17 protein-coding genes are annotated in these 19,411 nt (G+C 67.2%); 6 read left to right on the forward strand and 11 right to left on the reverse strand.

The window, feature by feature from the left end; genetic code table 11:
• Positions 1 to 4: 4 nt before the first annotated feature.
• The 5 genes from AC5Y5Z_RS09255 to AC5Y5Z_RS09275 form a co-directional block, all read right to left on the reverse strand.
• The gene (locus tag AC5Y5Z_RS09255; protein ID WP_463827352.1) at positions 5 to 184 is read right to left on the reverse strand and encodes an antitoxin; all 180 of its coding nucleotides are present in this window, start codon (positions 182 to 184) and stop codon (positions 5 to 7) included.
• Positions 185 to 254: 70 nt separating this feature from the next.
• The gene (locus AC5Y5Z_RS09260; protein WP_499924781.1) at positions 255 to 2,642 is read right to left on the reverse strand and encodes a cation-translocating P-type ATPase; all 2,388 of its coding nucleotides are present in this window, start codon (positions 2,640 to 2,642) and stop codon (positions 255 to 257) included.
• The gene (locus AC5Y5Z_RS09265; protein WP_499924783.1) at positions 2,639 to 4,222 is read right to left on the reverse strand and encodes a serine hydrolase; all 1,584 of its coding nucleotides are present in this window, start codon (positions 4,220 to 4,222) and stop codon (positions 2,639 to 2,641) included. Before AC5Y5Z_RS09265 ends, AC5Y5Z_RS09260 begins: the two co-directional genes overlap by 4 nt.
• 58 nt (positions 4,223 to 4,280) lie before the next feature.
• Positions 4,281 to 5,399, reverse strand: a complete 1,119-nt coding sequence (locus AC5Y5Z_RS09270) for an MBL fold metallo-hydrolase (protein WP_463827349.1) — start codon at positions 5,397 to 5,399, stop codon at positions 4,281 to 4,283.
• 5 nt (positions 5,400 to 5,404) lie between these two features.
• Positions 5,405 to 6,136 (reverse strand): enoyl-CoA hydratase, encoded by a 732-nt coding sequence (locus AC5Y5Z_RS09275; protein ID WP_463827348.1) that lies wholly within the window; start codon positions 6,134 to 6,136, stop codon positions 5,405 to 5,407.
• Between the two features lie 28 nt (positions 6,137 to 6,164).
• On the opposite strand from AC5Y5Z_RS09275, the gene AC5Y5Z_RS09280 reads away from it, so the two are divergent.
• Both AC5Y5Z_RS09280 and AC5Y5Z_RS09285 read left to right on the forward strand, forming a co-directional pair.
• Entirely contained in the window at positions 6,165 to 7,649 is a 1,485-nt protein-coding gene (locus AC5Y5Z_RS09280) for a carboxyl transferase domain-containing protein (RefSeq protein WP_499924785.1), read from the forward strand.
• Positions 7,650 to 7,754: 105 nt separating this feature from the next.
• The gene (locus AC5Y5Z_RS09285; protein ID WP_463827346.1) at positions 7,755 to 8,366 is read left to right on the forward strand and encodes a TetR/AcrR family transcriptional regulator; all 612 of its coding nucleotides are present in this window, start codon (positions 7,755 to 7,757) and stop codon (positions 8,364 to 8,366) included.
• Here the strand turns inward: AC5Y5Z_RS09285 and AC5Y5Z_RS09290 are convergent.
• Positions 8,332 to 8,973: a 6TM ABC transporter family protein gene (locus AC5Y5Z_RS09290; RefSeq protein WP_499924786.1), complete on the reverse strand. Its 642-nt coding sequence runs from the start codon at positions 8,971 to 8,973 to the stop codon at positions 8,332 to 8,334. The genes AC5Y5Z_RS09285 and AC5Y5Z_RS09290 overlap by 35 nt on opposite strands.
• 275 nt (positions 8,974 to 9,248) lie before the next feature.
• Between AC5Y5Z_RS09290 and prrA the strand changes: the two genes are divergently transcribed.
• Positions 9,249 to 9,950: a two-component system response regulator PrrA gene (gene prrA / locus AC5Y5Z_RS09295; protein WP_036364553.1), complete on the forward strand. Its 702-nt coding sequence runs from the start codon at positions 9,249 to 9,251 to the stop codon at positions 9,948 to 9,950.
• Positions 9,951 to 9,966: 16 nt separating this feature from the next.
• Positions 9,967 to 11,307, forward strand: coding sequence for a HAMP domain-containing sensor histidine kinase (locus AC5Y5Z_RS09300; RefSeq protein WP_499924959.1), 1,341 nt, complete (start codon positions 9,967 to 9,969; stop codon positions 11,305 to 11,307).
• Here the strand turns inward: AC5Y5Z_RS09300 and arfC are convergent.
• From arfC to arfA, 3 genes are read right to left on the reverse strand one after another with little or no spacing between them, the layout of a single operon-like run.
• Positions 11,304 to 11,960 (reverse strand): channel accessory protein ArfC, sunset domain variant, encoded by a 657-nt coding sequence (arfC, locus tag AC5Y5Z_RS09305; protein WP_499924961.1) that lies wholly within the window; start codon positions 11,958 to 11,960, stop codon positions 11,304 to 11,306. The genes AC5Y5Z_RS09300 and arfC overlap by 4 nt on opposite strands.
• A 47-nt stretch (positions 11,961 to 12,007) precedes the next feature.
• The gene (gene arfB, locus AC5Y5Z_RS09310; protein WP_463827344.1) at positions 12,008 to 12,211 is read right to left on the reverse strand and encodes a channel accessory protein ArfB; all 204 of its coding nucleotides are present in this window, start codon (positions 12,209 to 12,211) and stop codon (positions 12,008 to 12,010) included.
• Positions 12,212 to 12,223: 12 nt separating this feature from the next.
• Positions 12,224 to 13,255 (reverse strand): channel-forming protein ArfA/OmpATb, encoded by a 1,032-nt coding sequence (arfA, locus tag AC5Y5Z_RS09315; protein ID WP_463827343.1) that lies wholly within the window; start codon positions 13,253 to 13,255, stop codon positions 12,224 to 12,226.
• 156 nt (positions 13,256 to 13,411) lie between these two features.
• On the opposite strand from arfA, the gene AC5Y5Z_RS09320 reads away from it, so the two are divergent.
• The gene (locus tag AC5Y5Z_RS09320; RefSeq protein ID WP_499924788.1) at positions 13,412 to 14,962 is read left to right on the forward strand and encodes a phytoene desaturase family protein; all 1,551 of its coding nucleotides are present in this window, start codon (positions 13,412 to 13,414) and stop codon (positions 14,960 to 14,962) included.
• On the opposite strand, the gene AC5Y5Z_RS09325 is transcribed toward AC5Y5Z_RS09320, so the two are convergent.
• Both AC5Y5Z_RS09325 and AC5Y5Z_RS09330 read right to left on the reverse strand, forming a co-directional pair.
• Positions 14,959 to 16,251 (reverse strand): citrate synthase, encoded by a 1,293-nt coding sequence (locus tag AC5Y5Z_RS09325; protein WP_463827341.1) that lies wholly within the window; start codon positions 16,249 to 16,251, stop codon positions 14,959 to 14,961. The two genes, AC5Y5Z_RS09320 and AC5Y5Z_RS09325, sit on opposite strands and share 4 nt — an antisense overlap.
• A gap of 214 nt (positions 16,252 to 16,465) precedes the next feature.
• The gene (locus tag AC5Y5Z_RS09330) at positions 16,466 to 17,749 is read right to left on the reverse strand and encodes an MFS transporter (protein WP_463827340.1); all 1,284 of its coding nucleotides are present in this window, start codon (positions 17,747 to 17,749) and stop codon (positions 16,466 to 16,468) included.
• A gap of 117 nt (positions 17,750 to 17,866) precedes the next feature.
• On the opposite strand from AC5Y5Z_RS09330, the gene AC5Y5Z_RS09335 reads away from it, so the two are divergent.
• Complete coding sequence (locus AC5Y5Z_RS09335) at positions 17,867 to 19,351, forward strand: PE domain-containing protein (protein ID WP_499924790.1); 1,485 nt, start codon at positions 17,867 to 17,869, stop codon at positions 19,349 to 19,351.
• The last annotated feature ends 60 nt before the right edge of the window (positions 19,352 to 19,411 follow it).

Raw genomic sequence — 19,411 nt, forward strand, 5'->3', positions numbered from 1 at the left:
GCCGCTAGCCCTGCCGGCCGCCGGGGCCGGCCGCCTTCTTGGCCCCCTCCTGCACCTTGTGGATGGTGTCGGAGTATTTGTGCTGCGTCTTTTCGTTCACGAAATCGCCGGCCTTGTCGATCACGGTCTCGACCTTGTCGGCGTTCTGCGACAGCAGGTCCTTGGCTTTGTCGATGAATCCCATGCCATTTCCCTTTCCCAGGGTCTCCTACCCGGGGAAACCCTGATTCGCCGGTCCACCCTACTTGCCGCCGCTATCGATGCCACACCTGCGGTTTGACGCCGAGGATCCGGGCCCGCAGCCACCAGATCGCCTCGATTGCCGCCGCCCCCAGCGCACCGATACCCAGCGCTCTGGTCGTCGCCCAGAGATTCGAGGGATCGAGGAAGAACTTCTGCTGCGCCCACGGCAGGCTGAAGATCAGCACGTAGGCCAACGCCGAAACGATCACCAGCGCCAACCGCCACCATTTATAGGGTCGCGCCGCCACCGCGAGCACCCACACCGCGGTGACCAGCAAGGTGATCAACGCCGTGGTCGACGCTTGGTCCTGCTGTACCCCGGTCGCGTGGCGGCCGTGATAGGCGGTCAGATACGAGGTGAAGGTCGCGATTCCGACCACCAGGCCGGACGGCAACGCCGACGTCACCACCCGCCGAACGAAACCCGGGTAGGCACGCTCGTCGTTGGGCGCCAGCGACAAGATGAACGACGGAATGCCGATGGTGAACCAGGCCGCGATCGTGACGTGAATCGGTTGGAACGGAAACAGCAGCGGATCGGCCCCCAGCGGCTTGGCGAGCAGGCACTCGATCCCCACGAGCAAGGCCAGCAGCGCCGAGTACACCGTTTTGGTCAGGAACAGACTGGCCACCCGCTCGATGTTGCCGATCACCCGGCGGCCTTCGGCCACCACATACGGCAACGTCGCGAACCTGTTGTCCAGCAACACCAATTGGGCCACCGCGCGTGCCGCGGGACTGCCCGCTCCCATCGCTACGCCGATGTCGGCGTCCTTGAGGGCGAGCACGTCGTTGACCCCGTCGCCGGTCATTGCCACGGTGTGCCCGCGTGTCTGCAGGGCGTGCACCATGGTGCGCTTCTGGTCGGGCCGGACCCGGCCGAAGGTGGTGTGGGAATCCAGCGCGTCGGCCAGTTCAGCGGGTTCGGAGGGCAGGCGACGGGCATCCATCGTCTCGCCGTGCAAGCCGAGTGCGCCGGCCACCGCGCCCACCGACACGGCATTGTCGCCGGACATCACTTTGACCGTGACACCCTGGGCGGCAAAGTATTCCAAGGTCTCGCAGGCATCCGGACGTACCTTCTGCTCCAGCACCACCAGCGCAGCCGGGGTGACGGCGCCCGGCGCGTCAGGATCGTTCACCGCGGTGGCGCTCGCCCCCAGCAGCAGCACCCGCAAGCCCTGCCCGCCGATCTCCTCGGCCCGCGCGGCGGCAGCCGAATCCGGTTCGAGCAACACATCGGGCGCACCGATCACCCAGTCGCCGTGGTCGCGGTAGGACACCCCGCTCCATTTCGTCGCGGACTTGAAAGGCGCTGTGGCCGTGGCGGTCCAATTCGGTGCGGTGGGATACGCCTCGGCGATCGCCTGCATGCTGGCGTTGGGGCGGGGGTCGGCCGCGGCCAGGGCGGCCAACACCTCGTCGAGGCTCTCCCCGGCGGGGTCCAGCTCTTCGACGTCGGCGACCCGCATGCCGTTTTCGGTCAGCGTTCCGGTCTTGTCGGCGCAGACGACGTCGACCCGGGCCAGCCCCTCGATGGCGGGCAATTCCTGGACCAGGCACTGCCGCCGGCCGAGTCGGACGACGCCGACCGCGAACGCGATCGAGGTCATCAGCACCAGACCTTCCGGCACCATCGGCACCAGCGCTCCCACGGTCGCCAGCACGGACTGGCGCCAGCCCACGTTCGTGGTGAACATCTGCGTGTAAATGGTGAGCAGGCCTGCCGGTATCAACAGGTAGGTGATGAACTGCAGAATTCGGTTGATGCCATTGCGCAGTTCGGATTTCACCAGGGTGAACTTGCTGGCCTCGGCGGCCAGGCGGGCAGCGTAGGCATCGCGGCCGACCTTGGTGGCGCGGTAGGATCCGGTGCCGGCGACGACGAAACTGCCCGACATCACCGGGTCTGCGGGTTCCTTAACGATCGGGTCCGCCTCGCCGGTCAACAGCGATTCGTCGACCTCCAGGTTGTCGGCTTCGAGGATTTCGCCGTCGACCACGATCTGGTCGCCCGGGCCGACCTCGATGACGTCGTCGAGCACCACCTGGTCGGGAGGGATCTCGCCAGTCCCAGACTGCCTGCGCACCAACGGCTTTGCCTGACCCACGATGGCCAGCTTGTCCAACGTCTGCTTGGCGCGGATCTCCTGGAACATCCCGATGACGCTGTTGGCGACGATGAGCAGCCCGAACAGCCCGTTGATCACCGAGCCGGTCACCAGCACGATGGCGAACAGCACACCCAGGATGGCGTTGATCCGGGTGAAGACGTTGGCCCGCACGATGTGCGCGATGCTGCGGGTGGCGCGTTCCGGGATGTCGTTGCTGCGGCCGTCGTTAATCCGTTGTGCCACTTCGGCATCGGTGAGTCCGGCGACGGACGGCGGGGCGGTCATCTGTGGAAGGTTCCGAGTTTGTCGGAGTCGTAATACTCCAGGTTCAGTTCGCCGCCGGTAAAGGTGGCCTTGGAAATCGTTCCGGGCAATGCGTTTTCGTTCGAGAGCCCGAAGGTGAAGATGTCGCCGTCCCAGTGCGACAGGTCGTATGTCTGGTTCTTCGACCCCAGCATCAGCTGCAATCGGCCGTCGTGATCGGTCACGGTGGCGGGCCCCCAATAGTCGCTCGCGTACACCCCAACGTACTCGCTCAGCGGCCGGGCCGGGGCAGGGCTGACCGGTGGTTGCTTACCGACCAGGGAACCGTCCGGATTGTTCATCGGGGCGAGTTGCTGACGGTACAACGTGGCCCAATCCTCCCGCACCTGGCCATACTGCACGAGATCCATGAACTCGGCGGTGAGCGCCTCCGGCACGCCGTACGGGGCCGCGTTGGTCAGGGCGACGATGGCGATGTCCTCGGCCGGCAGCGCTACGAAATTCGTTGCGGCGCCGAGTCCGAAAGCGCCGGAATGGCTGTACTCGGTGCGCCCCGACGAGGTCACCGACACGTTGAATCCGTATCCGTAGGCGCCGGACCGTGCCTTCGGGTTCCGCGCCTTGGTCGAGATCACCTGCGGGGTGTACGCGGAGAGCAACGCTTCGGGCGAGGCGATCCGTTGCCCGTTGTAGGTGCCGCCGGCCAGCAGCATGGTCAGCCAGCGCGCCATGTCGTTGACCGAGGAACTCACCCCGCCCGCCGGGGTCTGGGCATCGGGGTCGCGCTGGAAGCGGGCCTCCCATTTGTCACCGACCTTGAGGTGGCCGACCGCCCGGTTGGGGCGGGCCAGGAAATCGGCGAACCGCGAACTGGTCGACTCCATGCCCAGGGGCCGGTAGAGCACCTCGCGGGACAGGTCTTCCCAGGACTCACCGGCCGCAGCGGCTACCGCGCTGGCGGCGGCGGTGACACCGAAATTGGTGTAGGCGTAGCTGTTTCGAAACGACGCCAGGGGCAGGTACTTCAGTCGTTCCAGCACCTGCCGACGGTCGTAACCCAAGTCCTCCAACGCATCGCCGGCGTGATCGGGCAGCCCGGAGCGATGCGAGTACAGGTCAGCGACGCTCACGTGCTCGGTGACGTAGGGGTCGCTGAGCGCGAACCACGGCAGCTTCGAAACCACCGGGGTGTCCCAGGTGATCGAACCGGTGGTGACTTCGTGCGCCACCACCGTCGCACCGACCGACTTCGAGATCGAGGCCAGCTGGAACACCGTGTCGGCGTCCACCCTGTTCTCCGGGCTGTCCGGTCTGCCGGCATCTCTGATACCGAAGCCCTTGGCGTACAACGTCTTTCCTCCGTGCACGATGGCCACCGCCAACCCCGGGATACCGCTGTTCTTCATCAGCTCGGCCACCAGGCCGTCCACCCGGGCGACGGCTTCGTCGATGCGGCTGGCCGGGATCTGCAGGCCCGAGAATTCGTTGGGGGGCACCTGGGGCAGCGGAGACGAGGGGTTGGCCGCCGGCTGCCCGGGCCCGCATCCGACGAGAGCCGCCATCAGCAGTACGACTGCGGCTGCCGCCGCGCGATTCGTCATGGCCGCACACTAGCCCGACGACGATGCGCGCCGGCCACGGCGCACATCACTTACCGACTCAGAGCCGCCACCACGGGTTGAACCGCACCGGCGAGACCGTGTCGATCCGCTGTCCCGGGTTGGGTACCGCAACCTGAACCCCATCGGGCTCGGCCGCTTTGAGTACCCGCTCGACCGGCTCGGACCACGGATGCGGCGCCAACCGGAACGTCCCCCAGTGAATCGGCACCAGCAGGCCCGACCCGGAGTCGGTGACATCCAGATGGGCCCGCACTGCCTCTTCGGGGTTCATGTGGATGTCCGGCCACGCGGTGTTGTAGGCACCGATCGGCATCAGAGTCAGGTCGAACGGTCCATGCTCGGCGCCTATTTCGGCGAAGCTCTTGGTGTAGCCGGTGTCGCCACCGAAGTAGGCACGACGTGATGGCCCGACGAACGCCCACGACGCCCACAGGGTGTTGTTGCGGCTGAGGAAACGCCCGGAGAAGTGCCGCGCCGGCACGCAGACGATGGTCAGCTCGTCGACCTGGGCACTCTGATTCCAGTCGAGTTCGACGATGCGCTGCTCGGGGATGCCCCAGGAGCGCAGGTGTGCGCCGACACCGAGCGGTACGAAGAACGGCGCCCGCTGCATGCGGGCCAGCGCGAGCACGGTGTCGATGTCGAGGTGGTCGTAGTGGTCGTGGCTGATCACCACGGCGTCGACCGCGGGCAGGCCTTCCACCTGCACCGGCGGCGGATGCAGCCGTTGCGGGCCCACCAGATCCGACGGTGAACACCGGTCGCTCCACACCGGGTCGGTGAGCACGCGGTAACCGTCGATTTCCAGCAGCGCCGTCGAGTGACCGAACCAGCTGACCGCCAGCTGCGCCGGCTCACCCTGATAGATGGCGGGCGAGGCCAGCGGGATGGGACGCGCGGGGCGGCTGTGCACGCGCGCTCCCACCAGCTCCCAGGCGATCTGACGCAGCTGTTCACGGTTCATGACGTACAGCGAGCCGGGGTCGATGTTGACGAAGGCCCCGTCGCGGTAGTTCGGTGACCCCGCTGCGGCGGCTTCGAGGGCCGCGGGGTCGGCGCCCAACGCCGAGGGTGCACCGTGCAGGGCCCGCATCAACCAGCCACCTGCCGCCAGCGAGGCGGTGCCGGCGGCCAGTCGCAGCGCCCGGTTCGTCATGTCCGTCAAGCTCCCTGGAATTTCGGTGGCCGCTTCTCGATCCTGGCCACCTGCGCCTCGATCACATCCTGGCTGGCCCAGGCCTTGTCGAAGAGTTCCTTGTGCTCCGGTGAGGGTTGCTCGATGGAGCCGTCGTCGTTGAGTACCCGCTTGGCATGCTGGATAGCCAGCGGTGCCAGTCCGGCGATTTCGGCGCCCCACGCCTGCGCGTCGGCCACCGTGCCGATCCGGTTGGCCATTCCGGTCTGCAACGCGGTGTCGGCGGTCAGCTTCTCCGCGGTCAGCAGCATCGACCGGGCCCGTCCGTGGCCGACCAGCGACGACAGCCGTCGGATGCTCCAGTTGTCCAGCGCCAGACCGTATTTCGAGGTCGGAAATTGAAAGAAGGCATCCGGCGCGACCACTCGCAGGTCGCATTGCATGGCCAGCTGCAGCCCGGCGCCGATCGCGGGGCCGTTGATGGCGCCGATCACCGGGATCAATGTGGCGTCCATGACCCTGTGCAGCTCGACGAGCCGGTCGGGATAGTCGGCGGCGAAAGCGTCGCCGGACAGGTCGGCGCCCGCGCAGAAGGCGGACCCCTGGCCGGTCAGCACGATCGCCCGTACCGACCCGTCGCCCGCCTTGAGCAGCGCCTCGCGCAGCTCCTCGACGAGCTGGGAGTTCAGCGCGTTACGCCGGTCCGGCCGCTGCAGCTCAATGGTCAGGACGGCTTCGGTCCGGGTGATACCGATCATGGGCACCACGATATATAGCCTCATCTGTGTGAGCCGTATCACGACCGATCAACTGCGTGATGCGGTCCTTGACCAGGGTTCGTTCCTGAGCTGGGACAGCGCTCCGCCTGCATTGCCGATTCCGCCGGCCTATGCGCGTGAACTGGCCGAAGCCCGGTCGAAGTCCGGCCGCGACGAGTCGGTGTCCACCGGCGAGGGACGGGTGTTCGGACGCCGGGTGGCGGTGGTGGTCTGTGACTTCGACTTTCTGGCCGGCTCGATCGGGGTGGCCGCGGCCGAACGGATCACCTCGGCGGTAGAGCGGGCGACCGCTGAGGGGCTGCCGTTGCTGGCGTCGCCGTGCTCTGGTGGCACGCGCATGCAGGAGGGCACGGTCGCGTTCCTGCAGATGGTGAAGATTGCCGCCGCCGTCCGCCTGCACCGGCAGGCGCGGTTGCCGTATCTGGTCTATCTGCGCAATCCGACGACGGGTGGGGTCTTCGCGTCGTGGGGCTCGCTGGGCCATGTCACGTTCGCCGAACCGGGTGCCCTGATCGGGTTTCTCGGCCCGCGGGTGTACGAGTTGCTGTACGGCGAACCGTTCCCGCCGGGCGTCCAGACCGCGGAGAACTTGCAGCGCCACGGCGTGATCGACGACGTCGTTGCGATCGAGGACTTGTGCGCCACCCTGGACAGGGCGCTGACGGTGATCGCCGATCCAGCCCAACCGCCGCCGGCGCGCGAACCCTGCGAACCGTTGCCCGATGTGCCCGCCTGGGATTCGGTGCTGGCCTCCCGCCGCCCGGACCGCCCCGACGTGCGGGATTTGCTGCGACACGGCGCCACCGATGTGGTGCCGCTGTCCGGAACCGGCCGGGGTGTGGCGACACTGTTGGCATTGGCGCGGTTCGCCGGCCAGCCGGTGGTGGTGCTCGGTCAGCAACGAACTCAGGGCGGCAGTGGCAACGCCGTCGGACCGGCATCGCTGCGGGAGGCCCGGCGCGGTATGGCGGTAGCCGCCGAACTGCGTCTGCCGCTGGTGCTGGTGATCGACACTGCCGGGCCCGCGTTGTCCGCCGAGGCCGAGCAAGGTGGACTGGCTGGCCAAATTGCGCAATGTTTGGCCGAGCTGGTGACGCTGGACACCCCGACGGTGTCGGTGTTGATGGGCCAGGGCAGCGGCGGGCCGGCGCTGGCGATGGTGCCCGCCGACCGGGTGCTGGCCGCGCTGCACGGCTGGCTGGCACCGCTGCCGCCGGAGGGTGGCAGTGCGATCGTCTTCCGCGACGTCTGCCATGCGCCGGAACTCGCGGCAGCGCAGGGAATCCGGTCAACTGACCTGCTAGCGGCCGGGATCGTCGATGCCGTCGTACCCGAGCACCCCGATGCCGCCGACGAGCCGGTGGAGTTCGCGAAGCGGCTCTCGCGCGCCATCGCCGTCGAAGTGCACGCGCTGCGCGCGGTTCCCGACGCGGAGCGGCTGCGCGGGCGGTTGCGGCGTTACCGGCGCATCGGTCTGCCCGAAACGCGCTGACGCCAGCGGGTTGGCGGTCCGCTCATCACCGCGAGTGGCACAGGGATAATACAGATCACGTGTGGCACCGTATTCGTCAAGTAAGCAGATCGAGGAGAGGTTGAGTTGCCGACGTCAACCACCGCCGCCAAGACGCCGCGGGTAACCAAACGGCGTGCCGAGACCCGTGCCCGGCTGATGGACGCGGCATTCCGGGTGTTCGCCGATAAAGGCTACGGCCACGTGACCATCGAGGACGTGTGCGAAGCGGCCGGTTACACCAGGGGTGCCTTCTACTCGCAGTTCGACAGCCTCGAGGAATTGTTCTTCCTGCTCTATGACCAGTGGGCGGTCCGCACCGCCGACCAGGTCAGCGCCGCCATGGAAGGTACCGATCCCGTCAACGACCTGCCCGGAGCCGTCGAACGCATCGTGGACACCCTGCTCTTCGAACGTGACTGGCTGCTCATCAAGTTCGATTTCCTGCTGTATGCGGCCCGCAAGCCTGAGCTCGCGCACCGCTGGGAGAAGCATCGGGCGCAGTTGCGCCACGTCATCGAGGAGCGGATGGTCGCCAATGGCATCCCATTCCACACATCGATCGACAGCGTTGCCGACGCCGCACGCGCCATCGTCGCCGCCTACGACGGTGTCACTGTCCAGCTGCTGCTCGACAGCGACCCGTCGGCCGCACGCGCCTGGCTCACCCAGCTGATGAACGTCGTCCTGACGCGGTAGCCGACAGCGCGATGACCGGTCCGACCAACGACAGCGTCATCATGAGAAACGCGACCAGGGTGCCCATGGTGATCAGGCCGTGGCGCACCGCGTACGCCCCATGCCCCAGCAGCACCACCCCGGCAAGGTTGGGGATGACCTCCAGCACGGCCCGCCACGGCGCCGCCAGCGATTCGCTGCGGCGAATGGACTCATGTAGGTAGTACAGCATTATCGTGGCCGAGACCACCAACCCCAACGGCCAATACAGTGCCAACAGGCACCCCGTCACCACGGCGGTTTGCAGAACGTCGGCGGTGACCCGCGCGTGCGCGTCGAGCCGACGACGAACGGCGAACATCACCGTTTCGGACACCGCCAATGCGGTCGCCGCCGTGCCCAGAACCCACAGCCCACGGTGGTCGAGGTGTCGCACCGGTCCGTCGACCGAGGATCGCGCTATCAACGGAATCCCCACCGCCGCAACCAGAATGGTGATCACACCGGGCAGGGTCGGCCGCCACGGTGCGCGGTTCCGAAGGTGGCCGGCGATCCGGCGCCACCCGTCGGACACGGCGCGCTGGCCGACCGGCGACGGAGGCGGTGAGGCATTCAGCACGTCAGTCACGACGAATTCGTCTCCAGATCCCGTTTGCGCAGCGTTGACCGAAAAGCCAAGCGGATAATCGAGTTTCGGTCGCAACGCTGGATGTCGAGACCTGCCAACAGGATTCGATGATGGCATGTCGGTTGACGAACGGCGGTCGCTGCGCGGCGTCGAATCCGTAACAGTTGCCTGCCGAGTAGCTGCAACACCGGCGCGTGATGCGGGCTGTTGCGCCCGATCCCGCGATAAACTCGCGCCTCCCACCGCGGTCACCGACAATCAGGCAAGATAAACCCATGGACACTGGTGTCAACTCACCGCGGGTCTTGGTCGTCGACGACGATTCCGATGTGCTCGCCTCCCTGGAGCGCGGTCTGCGGCTGTCCGGGTTCGAGGTGTCGACGGCCGTCGACGGCGCCGAGGCCCTGCGCAGCGCCACCGAAACCCGGCCGGATGCGATCGTGCTCGACATCAACATGCCGGTGCTCGACGGCGTCAGCGTCGTCACGGCCCTGCGCGCCATGGACAACGACGTGCCGGTCTGCGTGCTGAGCGCGCGCAGTTCGGTCGACGACCGCGTCGCCGGCCTGGAAGCCGGCGCGGACGACTACCTGGTCAAGCCGTTCGTGCTGGCCGAGCTGGTGGCACGGGTGCGCGCGCTGTTGCGTCGCCGCGGCGCCACCGCGACGTCCTCGTCGGAAACCATCACCGTGGGCCCGCTGGAGGTGGACATCCCCGGCCGGCGGGCCCGGGTCAACGGGGTCGACGTCGATCTGACCAAGCGGGAGTTCGACCTGTTGGCGGTGCTGGCCGAACACAAGACCGCGGTGTTGTCCCGCGCGCAGCTGCTGGAGCTGGTGTGGGGTTACGACTTCGCTGCCGACACCAATGTCGTCGACGTCTTCATCGGTTACCTGCGGCGCAAGTTAGAGGCCAATGGCGGCCCGCGTCTCCTGCACACCGTCCGGGGAGTCGGGTTCGTCCTCCGGATGCAGTAGGGCCCTGCCGTTGTTGATGAACATCCTGTCGCGGATTTTCGCCCGCACACCGTCGCTTCGGACCCGGGTGGTGGTTGCGACAGTGATCGGCGCCGCGATCCCGGTGCTCATCGTCGGCGCCGTGGTGTGGGTGGGCATCACCAAGGACCGCAAGGAACGGCTGGACCGCCGGCTGGACGAGGCCGCCGGTTTCGCAATCCCCTTCGTGCCGCGCGGACTCAACGAAATTCCGTCCTCCCCCGACGACCGGGATGCCCTGATCACGCTGCGTCGCGGCGACGTGGTCAAGTCGAACTCCGACATCGAACTGCCCAAGCTGCAGTCTGACTACGCCGACACCTACATCCACGGGGTGCGTTACCGGGTACGCACCGTCGAGATCCCCGGTCCGGAACCGACGTCGATGGCCGTCGGCGCCACCTACGACACCACCTACGCCGAGACCAACAACCTGCACCGCAGAGTGCTGCTGATCTGCAGTTTCGCGATCGGTGCGGCGGCGGTGTTCGCCTGGCTGCTGGCGGCCTTCGCGGTGCGACCGTTCAAGCAACTCGCCGAACAGACCCGCTCGATCGACGCGGGCGACGAAGCGCCGCGGGTCGAAGTGCACGGCGCCAGCGAGGCCGTCGAGATCGCCGAGGCCATGCGCGGCATGCTGCAACGGATCTGGAACGAACAAAACCGGACGCAGGAAGCGCTGGCGTCGGCCCGTGACTTCGCCGCGGTCTCCTCACATGAACTGCGCACCCCCCTGACGGCGATGCGGACCAACCTCGAAGTGCTGGCCACCCTGGACATGCCCGACGACCAGCGCAAGGAGGTACTGGGCGATGTCATCCGTACCCAGTCGCGGATCGAAGCCACCTTGAGCGCACTGGAGCGGCTGGCTCAGGGCGAATTGTCCACCTCCGATGACCACGTGCCGGTGGACATCACCGATCTGCTCGACCGCGCCGCGCACGACGCCACCCGCAGCTATCCCGACCTCGAGGTGTCCCTGGTGCCGTCGCCCACCTGCATCATCGTCGGCATGCCGGCCGGACTGCGGCTGGCGGTGGACAACGCGATTGCCAACGCCGTCAAGCACGGGGGCGCTACCCACGTGCGGGTGTCGGCGGTCAGCTCGCGGGCCGGTGTGGAGATCGCCATCGACGACGACGGCAGCGGCGTGCCGGAAGAGGAGCGCCAAGTGGTGTTCGAACGCTTCTCCCGCGGCTCGACAGCATCGCATTCGGGCTCCGGGCTGGGCCTGGCCCTGGTGGCGCAGCAGGCCCATCTGCACGGCGGGACAGCATCTTTGGAGAGCAGCGCGATGGGCGGTGCCCGCCTGGTGCTGCGACTGCCCGGGCCGAGCTAGTCTTTTCGCGCGCTGTTGCGACCCGGCAGGAAAAACGCGCGCTTGGCGAAATCTTCGTTCTCGAACCAGACTTGGGCGACGAGTTCGTCGTAACCCGGATCATCGGGTCCGTAGAACAATCGAGAATCGGTGCGGCCCTTCACCAACCAACCCTGCGGCCCGGACCCGTCGGGTTCGGCGCGCATCGATCCGGGACCGTAGGGCGCGTAGGGCACCAACGGCGTCTCTACCGTCGCCGCATCACTGACCGGAATCTTCTCCGTCGCAACATCTTTCGCGACTGAGACCCGTCGCGTCGGATCTTTGGGCCTGACCTTCTTCGGCGGCAGCTTCTTGCCCGGGACCTTGGCGCCGGGAACCTTCTTCACCGCAGCCTTTTTGGCGGGCAGTTTCTTCGCCGGCCTGTTCGCGGCGATCGGTATCCGTTCGGTCACCGCATCGGCGGAAACCGGTCTGCGCTTCTTCGGCGGCGCTTTGGCGGCAGCCTTTCTCACCGGCCGCGGCCCGGCGACCGGAATGCGCTGTGTCGGGGCATCACTGGCCGAGACCTTGGCGGCCGGCTTGCGCCCTGGACCCGACGTCGGGTCGGCGAACACCCACGCCGGCATCTGAATCCTGGCCGGTCGCAACAACAACGCCAGGGTCAGCATCATGCCGAGCCCGAATGAGGCGGCGGCCGGCCACCAGTGCAGCTGGCCGCTCACCTTTTCGCCCCGATCTCCGACGACTCGGGCTCGGCGCGCTGCGCGGACTCGGCCGGCCGGACCGGCTCCGGTTGGATAGCCGGCTCAGCAACGGTCTCGTCCGGCCCTTCGGACTTGAACAGCAACGCGATCCCATAGGCAACGGCCGAACCGGCCACAAAGGCGACCAGGCAGACCAACCACTGGATCACGAAACCCATACCTGATGCCCCCTAGCCGACCACGATCTCGGCGCGGCGGTTCTTGGCCCGCCCCTCGGGAGTGTCATTGCCCGCGATCGGATTGGCCGAACCCAGGCCCTTGACGGTGACGCGGGCGCGGGCGACGCCGTTGGCGATGATGTATTCAGCGACGGCGGTGGCGCGCTGCGTGCTGAGCGGGATATTGATGGCCTCGCTGCCGGCGTTGTCGGTGTAACCGTTGACGGTCACCTTGGCGTCCGGACACGCTTTGAGCTTGTCGGCCACCCGGATCAGGATGTCGTTGTCCTCCGGTGTCAGACTCACGCCGTCGTTACCGAAGGCCAGCGGGCCCCCGGTGATGGCGTTGATGGCCGCCTGCACGTCGTTGCAGGACGCGGCCGGAGGGGGCGCGGGAGCAGGTGTGGCGGCACCCGGGGCGGTCGGCGTGATCTGTCCCCTGGTCACAATCCTGTTGGCGACGTTGACATCCGGCCAGGTACCGGCCGCCGCGCGCGCGACCGCCTCCTTCTGCGCGGGCGATGCGGCCGTACCGGTCAGCGTGACGGTGTCCCTTTCCACCTTGAAGGTGAGATCGGGGATGGGCGCCCCCGCGGTGAAAACCGGCTCTGCGCCGCCGAAGTCGAGTGCGTGCGTCAGCGGGTCGATGCGGATCTGATCGACCACGTTGACTCCCGGTGTCAACAATGCCTTGAGTGCCCTCATCAGGGCAGCTTTGGACGCGTCGTCGGGGCAATCGCCGATCAGCGTGATGCTGTTGCCGCTGCGACTGATCGTGAGCAGCGACAACTGCAGGCTCGGGGCCATCGTGATGCTCCCCGACGGCTTGGTGATCGTGGGCAGATCGCCGGCGGGGCCGTTGACGGCCATCGGTCGCTCGTATGCCCCGTAGCTGATCAGGGCGAGCAGAAACGGCAGCAGCGCCAGCGCGATCAGCCAGGGCCGCAGCAGTTGTTGTCGGCTGAACGGCCGGGTCGGCTGGGCCTGCTGCTCGGGCTCGACGGCCGTGGGCGATTCGTCGACCCCCACCTCTGAACCGGCCATCGCTCCTCACTCGTTCGCGCTCTTCCAGGCGATATGCAGCCTACCGAGTCCGAGGCCGTTCCCGAGGCAACGTCGGGCAGACTGTAGCAATGGCCACCGGAAGCACACCGCCGAACGCGCACATCGGTGACCGGGGTTGCGCCAACCGGTAGCCCGATGGCTGAGGCAACCGAACACGATGTCGTCATCGTCGGCGGCGGGCACAACGGCCTGGTCGCCGCCGGATACCTGGCCCGGGCAGGCTTACGGGTGCAGGTCCTGGAAAAGCGTGCACACGTCGGTGGCGCCGCCATATCGGCCCGGCCCTTCGACGGTGTCGACGTCCACCTGTCGCGCTACTCGTATCTGGTCAGCCTGCTGCCGCCGCGCATCCTCGAAGATTTGGGCGCACAGGTACGGCTGACTCGACGCGCGTACTCCTCCTATACCCCCGACCCCGCCAGCGGCGGTCGAACCGGCCTGCTCGTCGGGGCACCCGGCGGCTTCGACGCGATCGGCGCCGGGCGCGACGAGCAGGGGTTCGACGCGTTCTATCGGCAGTGCCGACTGCTGACCCAGCGGCTCTGGCCGTCGTTGCTCGAACCGCTGCGCACCCGCGCCGAGGCGCGCCGGCTGGTGCTGGACGGGGGTGATCGGGACGCCGCGACCGCGTGGCGGGCCATGGTCGACGAGCCCATCGGGCGGGCGATCGCCGACGCCGTCGACCACGACGTCGTCCGCGGAGTGGTAGCCACCGACGCTTTGATCGGCACTTTCGCCCGCCTGGACGAGTCCTCACTGCAACAGAACGTCTGCTTGCTGTATCACGTGCTGGGCGGCGGCACCGGAGACTGGGATGTCCCGGTCGGCGGCATGGGCGCGGTGTCCTCGGCGCTGGCTGCTGCCGCCACCGGTCACGGAGCTGAAATACTCACCGGCGCAGATGTTTTCGCTGTCGACCCGGACGGCGAGGTGCGCTACCGGAGCCGCGGGGACCAGTGCGTGGCTCGGGGCCGGTTCGTGCTCAGCGGGGTGGGTCCGGCGGTGCTGGCCGACCTGCTGGGTGAACCGCGACCGATGCTGGCGCCCGGTTCCCAGGTCAAGGTCAACATGGTGCTGCGCCGGATGCCGCGGTTGCGCGACGAGCGCGTCACCCCGCAGCAGGCTTTCGCCGGCACGTTCCACGTCAACGAAACCTGGTCCCAACTCGACGCCGCCTACCTGCGGGCGTCGAGCGGCGAGTTACCCGACCCGCTGCCGTGCGAGGCCTACTGCCATTCGCTGGCCGATCCGAGCATCGTGTCGCCGGCACTCCCGGGGGTGCAGACCATGACGGTATTCGGTGTGCACACCCCGCATTCACTGACCGCCGATGCCGGCGCGCTCACCGAAGCCGTGCTGGCATCACTGAATTCCGTTCTGGCCGAACCGATTCAGGATGTTCTGCTGCCGGATGCGCAGGGCCGACCGTGCCTGGAGACCACGACCACCGGCGACTTGGAGCGGACACTGGGAATGACGGCGGGCAACATCTTCCACGGCGGATTGTCCTGGCCGTTCGCCGACGACGATGATCCGCTGGACACCCCGGCGCGCCGGTGGGGGGTCGCCACCGGGCACGCGCGGATCATGCGGTGCGGGTCCAGCGCGCGCCGCGGCGGGGCGGTGTCGGGCATCGGCGGGCACAACGCCGCGATGGCGGTGCTTAGCGAGTGGGCGGGCGGCTAGCGGCCGTCGATGGCGGCGTAGTCGCGCTCGGTGTAACCGGTGTAGATCTGGCGCGGACGGCCGATCTTGCTGTCGCCCTCGTCGTGCATCTCGCGCCAGTGCGCGATCCAGCCGGGCAGCCGGCCCAGGGCGAACAGCACGGTGAACATGCGGACCGGGAAGCCCAGTGCCCGGTAGATCAGGCCGGTGTAGAAGTCCACGTTCGGGTACAGCTTGCGCTCGATGAAGTAGTCGTCGGTCAGCGCCGCCTCTTCCAGCTGGATGGCGATGTCGAGCAACGGGTCCCCGCCGAGCTTGGCCAGGATCTTGTCGGCCTGGTCCTTGACGATGCGGGCGCGCGGGTCGTAGTTCTTGTACACGCGGTGGCCGAAGCCCATCAGCTTGACGCCCGCCTCGCGGTTCTTGACCTTGCGGACGAACTCGCCGACGTCGTCGCCGCTCTCCTTGATCTGTTCGAGCATCTCCAGGACGGCCTGGTTGGCGCCGCCGTGCAGCGGGCCCCACAGGGCGTTGATGCCGCCCGAGATCGACGTGAACAGGTTGGCCTGCGACGACCCCACCAGGCGCACCGTCGACGTCGAGCAATTCTGCTCGTGATCGGCGTGCAGGATCAGCAGCATGTCCAGCGCCCGCACCACTTCGGGGTCTGCTTCGTAGGGTTCGGCGGGCAGCCCGAACGTCATCCGCAGGAAGTTCTCCACCAGCGTGAGCGAGTTGTCCGGATAGAGGAAAGGCTGCCCCACCGACTTCTTGTACGCGTAGGCGGCGATGGTGGGCAGCTTGGCCAGCAACCGGATCGTCGACAGTTCGACCTGGGTGTTGTCCGTGGGGTCCAGCGAGTCCGGGTAGTACGCGGAGAGCGCGTTGACCGTGCTGGACAACACCGGCATGGGGTGCGCGTTGCGCGGGAAGCCGTCGAAGAACCGCTTGAGGTCCTCGTGCAGCATCGTGTGCAGCTGGATCTTCTGGGTGAACTCGGCAAGCTGGTCGCTGGTGGGCAGCTCACCGTAGATCAGCAGGTAGGAGACCTCGATAAAGGTCGACTTCTCCGCCAGCTGGTCGATCGGGTAACCGCGGTAGCGCAGGATCCCGGCGTCCCCGTCGATATAGGTGATGGAACTCTTGCAGGCGGCGGTGTTGACAAAGCCGTTGTCGAAGGTGGTGTGACCGGTCTTGGAGAGCAGTGAACCGAGCGCAATGCCGTCGGCACCTTCAGTGGCGTGGACGACCTTCAGGTCGATATCGCCACCCGGGTACTTCAGAGTTGCGGTGTCGTCGGTGTCGCCCACGAGAACCCCTTTGCGCTCAGGCTGATATGGCTGCCCGCCCTAGGTGCGTGCAGGTGCACTAGGTGCGTATAGGTGAAGGTAGTCGTTCTCGCGATGGCGTGCCTGCCCGGGGTCGGGTCTGCAGGTCTGGCGGCGGGCCGCGCCCGGATGCCGCCGTCGCCGTCCCCGCCTTTGACGCCGAACGTCACGCCAGCGTGGCACTCGGCGTCGAGCGTCACCCCAGCGTGGCGCCCGGTTGGCCTCCCGGCGTCCGGTACCTGATGAACGCCGGCGCGATCAGGGCTGCGATGACGACCCCCACCACCACCAGTGCCCCACCCCCGGCTGCGGCCGCGGTGGTGCCGACGGCCGCCGCAGCGGCGCCGTGCAGCGTGTCGGCCAACCGGGGCCCACCGCCGACCACCACGGCGAACACCCCCTGCAGCCGGCCCACCACATCGTCGGAGGCCGCCTGTTGCAGCATCGTCGAGCGGAACGCGGCCGATACCATGTCAGCCGCACCGCCAAAGGCCAGGAACGCCAACGCGATCCACAGCATCGGGCCGGCCCGCCCGTGCGCCATGCCACTGGTGAGGCCGAAACCCACCATGGCAAGACCCCAGGCGACGATCGCGACGACGATGGTCAGGCCCTGGCGCCGGACCCGGGGGAACCAGCCGGAGAACACCCCACCGGCCACCGCGCCGACGGCGATGGCCGCCGACAGCAGCGCCATCGCCGAGCCCCCCTCGATGGGACCGCCGAAGCTCTCGTGGGCCAGCTGCGGGAACAGTGCCCGTGGCATGCCGAAGATCATCGCGATCAGGTCCACGACGAAGGACATCAGCACCACGGTGTTGCCGGCCAGGTAGCGAAAACCGTCCAGCACCGCACCGAGACCCCAGCGTCGGGTCTCGTCGACCGCCACCGCGGGCATGGGCGCCAACCGGACGGTCGCCCAGATCGGCAACAGACAGGTGATCGCATCGATCAGATACAGCGCGGACAGGTCCACCCAGTTCAGCAGCACCCCGGCCAGCATCGGACCGGCGATCGCGCCGAACTGGCTCACCGTCATGTTCAGTGCATTGGCGGCAGGCAGCTGCTCCCCCGCCACCATCCGCGGAATCGCCGCCGAGCGTGCCGGCGAGTTCACCGCGAAGAACGCCTGCTGCACCGCCAGCAGGCACAACACCACCCAGACGTCGTTGACTGCCAGCGCGGCCTGCAGCCACAGCAGCAGCGACGCCACCGCCAGCCCGCAGGAGGCGACGATCAACAACACCCGGCGATCCATGGCATCGGCCCAGGCACCCCCCAGCAGCCCGAACACCACCAGCGGTACCAACGAGAACAGCCCGGCCAGTCCCACGTACGCGGAGTTCTGCGTCAGCGCGTAGATCTGAACCGGGACCGCGAAGATCGTCAGGTTGGCCCCGATGACGGTGGGGATGCCCGCCACCCAGAGCCGGCGGAAATCGCGGGTGCGCAGCGGCGCGGTGTCCGCGAAGAGGGGCATCGCCGACGAGGGTATCCCGCCCCAAATTGAGGTAGTCGACTACCTAAGCAGTCCCCGCTGTGCCGAGCCAGTCTGGGACTACGCGATATCCACTCACTTCGACGCAGGGGTACCGACATGTCGTTTGTAATCACGTCAACCGAGCTAATGTCATCGGCTGCAACGGATTTGGCCAGGATCAATGACGTGCTGCGCATCGCCAGCACGGGTGCGACGGCCCAGACGACGGCGCTGCTGTCCGCGGGCGCCGATGAGGTGTCAGCGGCCGTCGCCGCGCTGTTTTCCACCCACGGCCGGCAATACCAGGCGATCAGCGCTCGCGCAGCAGCCTTTCACGACCAGTTCGTGCAACTGATGAACGTGGGGGCGGGGCAGTACGCGGCGGCCGAAGCCGCGGCCGCCCAACAGCTACCGGCGGCGAGCGTGCAGGAGACCCTGCAACAGTTGCTGGCCAATCTGGGCCTGGGCAACAAGGGCACCGGCAACCTCGGCAACGGCAACACCGGCGACGGCAACTTCGGGATCGGGAACAAGGGCAGCCAGAACATCGGCAGCGGAAACAACGGCAACGCCAACTTCGGCAGCGGCAACCTCGGCAGCCGAAACGTCGGCATGGGAAATCTCGGTGACGACAATTTCGGTTTCGGCAATATAGGGTCCTCGAGCTATGGGCCGGGCAGTCACAACGTCGGGATGGGCAACACCGGCCACGATAACGTCGGCATCGGCAACACCGGCACCGGAAACCGGGGCGGCGGCAATACCGGGAATTTCAATATCGGCGGCGGGAACACGGGAAACAACAATCTCGGCTTCGGCAACTCCGGCAACAACAACATCGGTATCGGGCTGCGGGGCGACAACCAGGTCGGAATCAACCTCGCCGGACTGCTGAACTCGGGCAGCGGCAATATAGGTTTCGGAAACTCCGGGACCAACAACATCGGATTCTTCAATTCGGGTAGCGGCAACGTCGGCATCTTCAACTCCGGTACCAACATGGGGGAACTTCCGGGTCCCCACAGCAATTTCGGCATCGGGAACTCCGGCGGGGGCAATTTCGGCATCGGCAACTCGGGTGCCCTCAACACGGGCATCGGTCAATCGGGACTCATCAACACCGGGATCGGAAACTCCGGCGGCTACAACACCGGTGCCGGTAACTCGGGTTTCGCCGACACCGGTTTCTGGAATGCGGGCAGCTACAACACCGGTAACGGGAATTCGGGTGACACTAATACCGGCTTCTGGAATTCGGGAAACGTCAACACCGGCGTCGGATCCGCGATCAATACCGGCCTGATCAATTCGGGCTTCAACAACACGGGCACGAATGTCTCGGGCATCGGTAACACCGGCGACCAGATGTCGGGCCTGCTCAACACCGCCAGGGGCAGCGCCGCCGCGAACAACGGCGTGTCGGGCATCTCCAACCTGGCCACCGGCGGGTCGGACGTCGACGGCCGGATGTCCGGATTCTTCAACACCGCCTTCACTGCCGCAATTTCCGGCAAGCCCGCCGGCTACTACAGCGGCTTCACCTCGGGCCTGTTGAACTTCGGCACCGGGCTGGCGGGACTGTTCAACCTGGCCCGCCTCTAGATTGGCGATCCTTTACCCGACCTTGACCGCGCGTTGAATCGTCTTACCGACGATGGTCAA

Source organism: Mycobacterium sp. NGS29 (genome assembly GCF_059812965.1).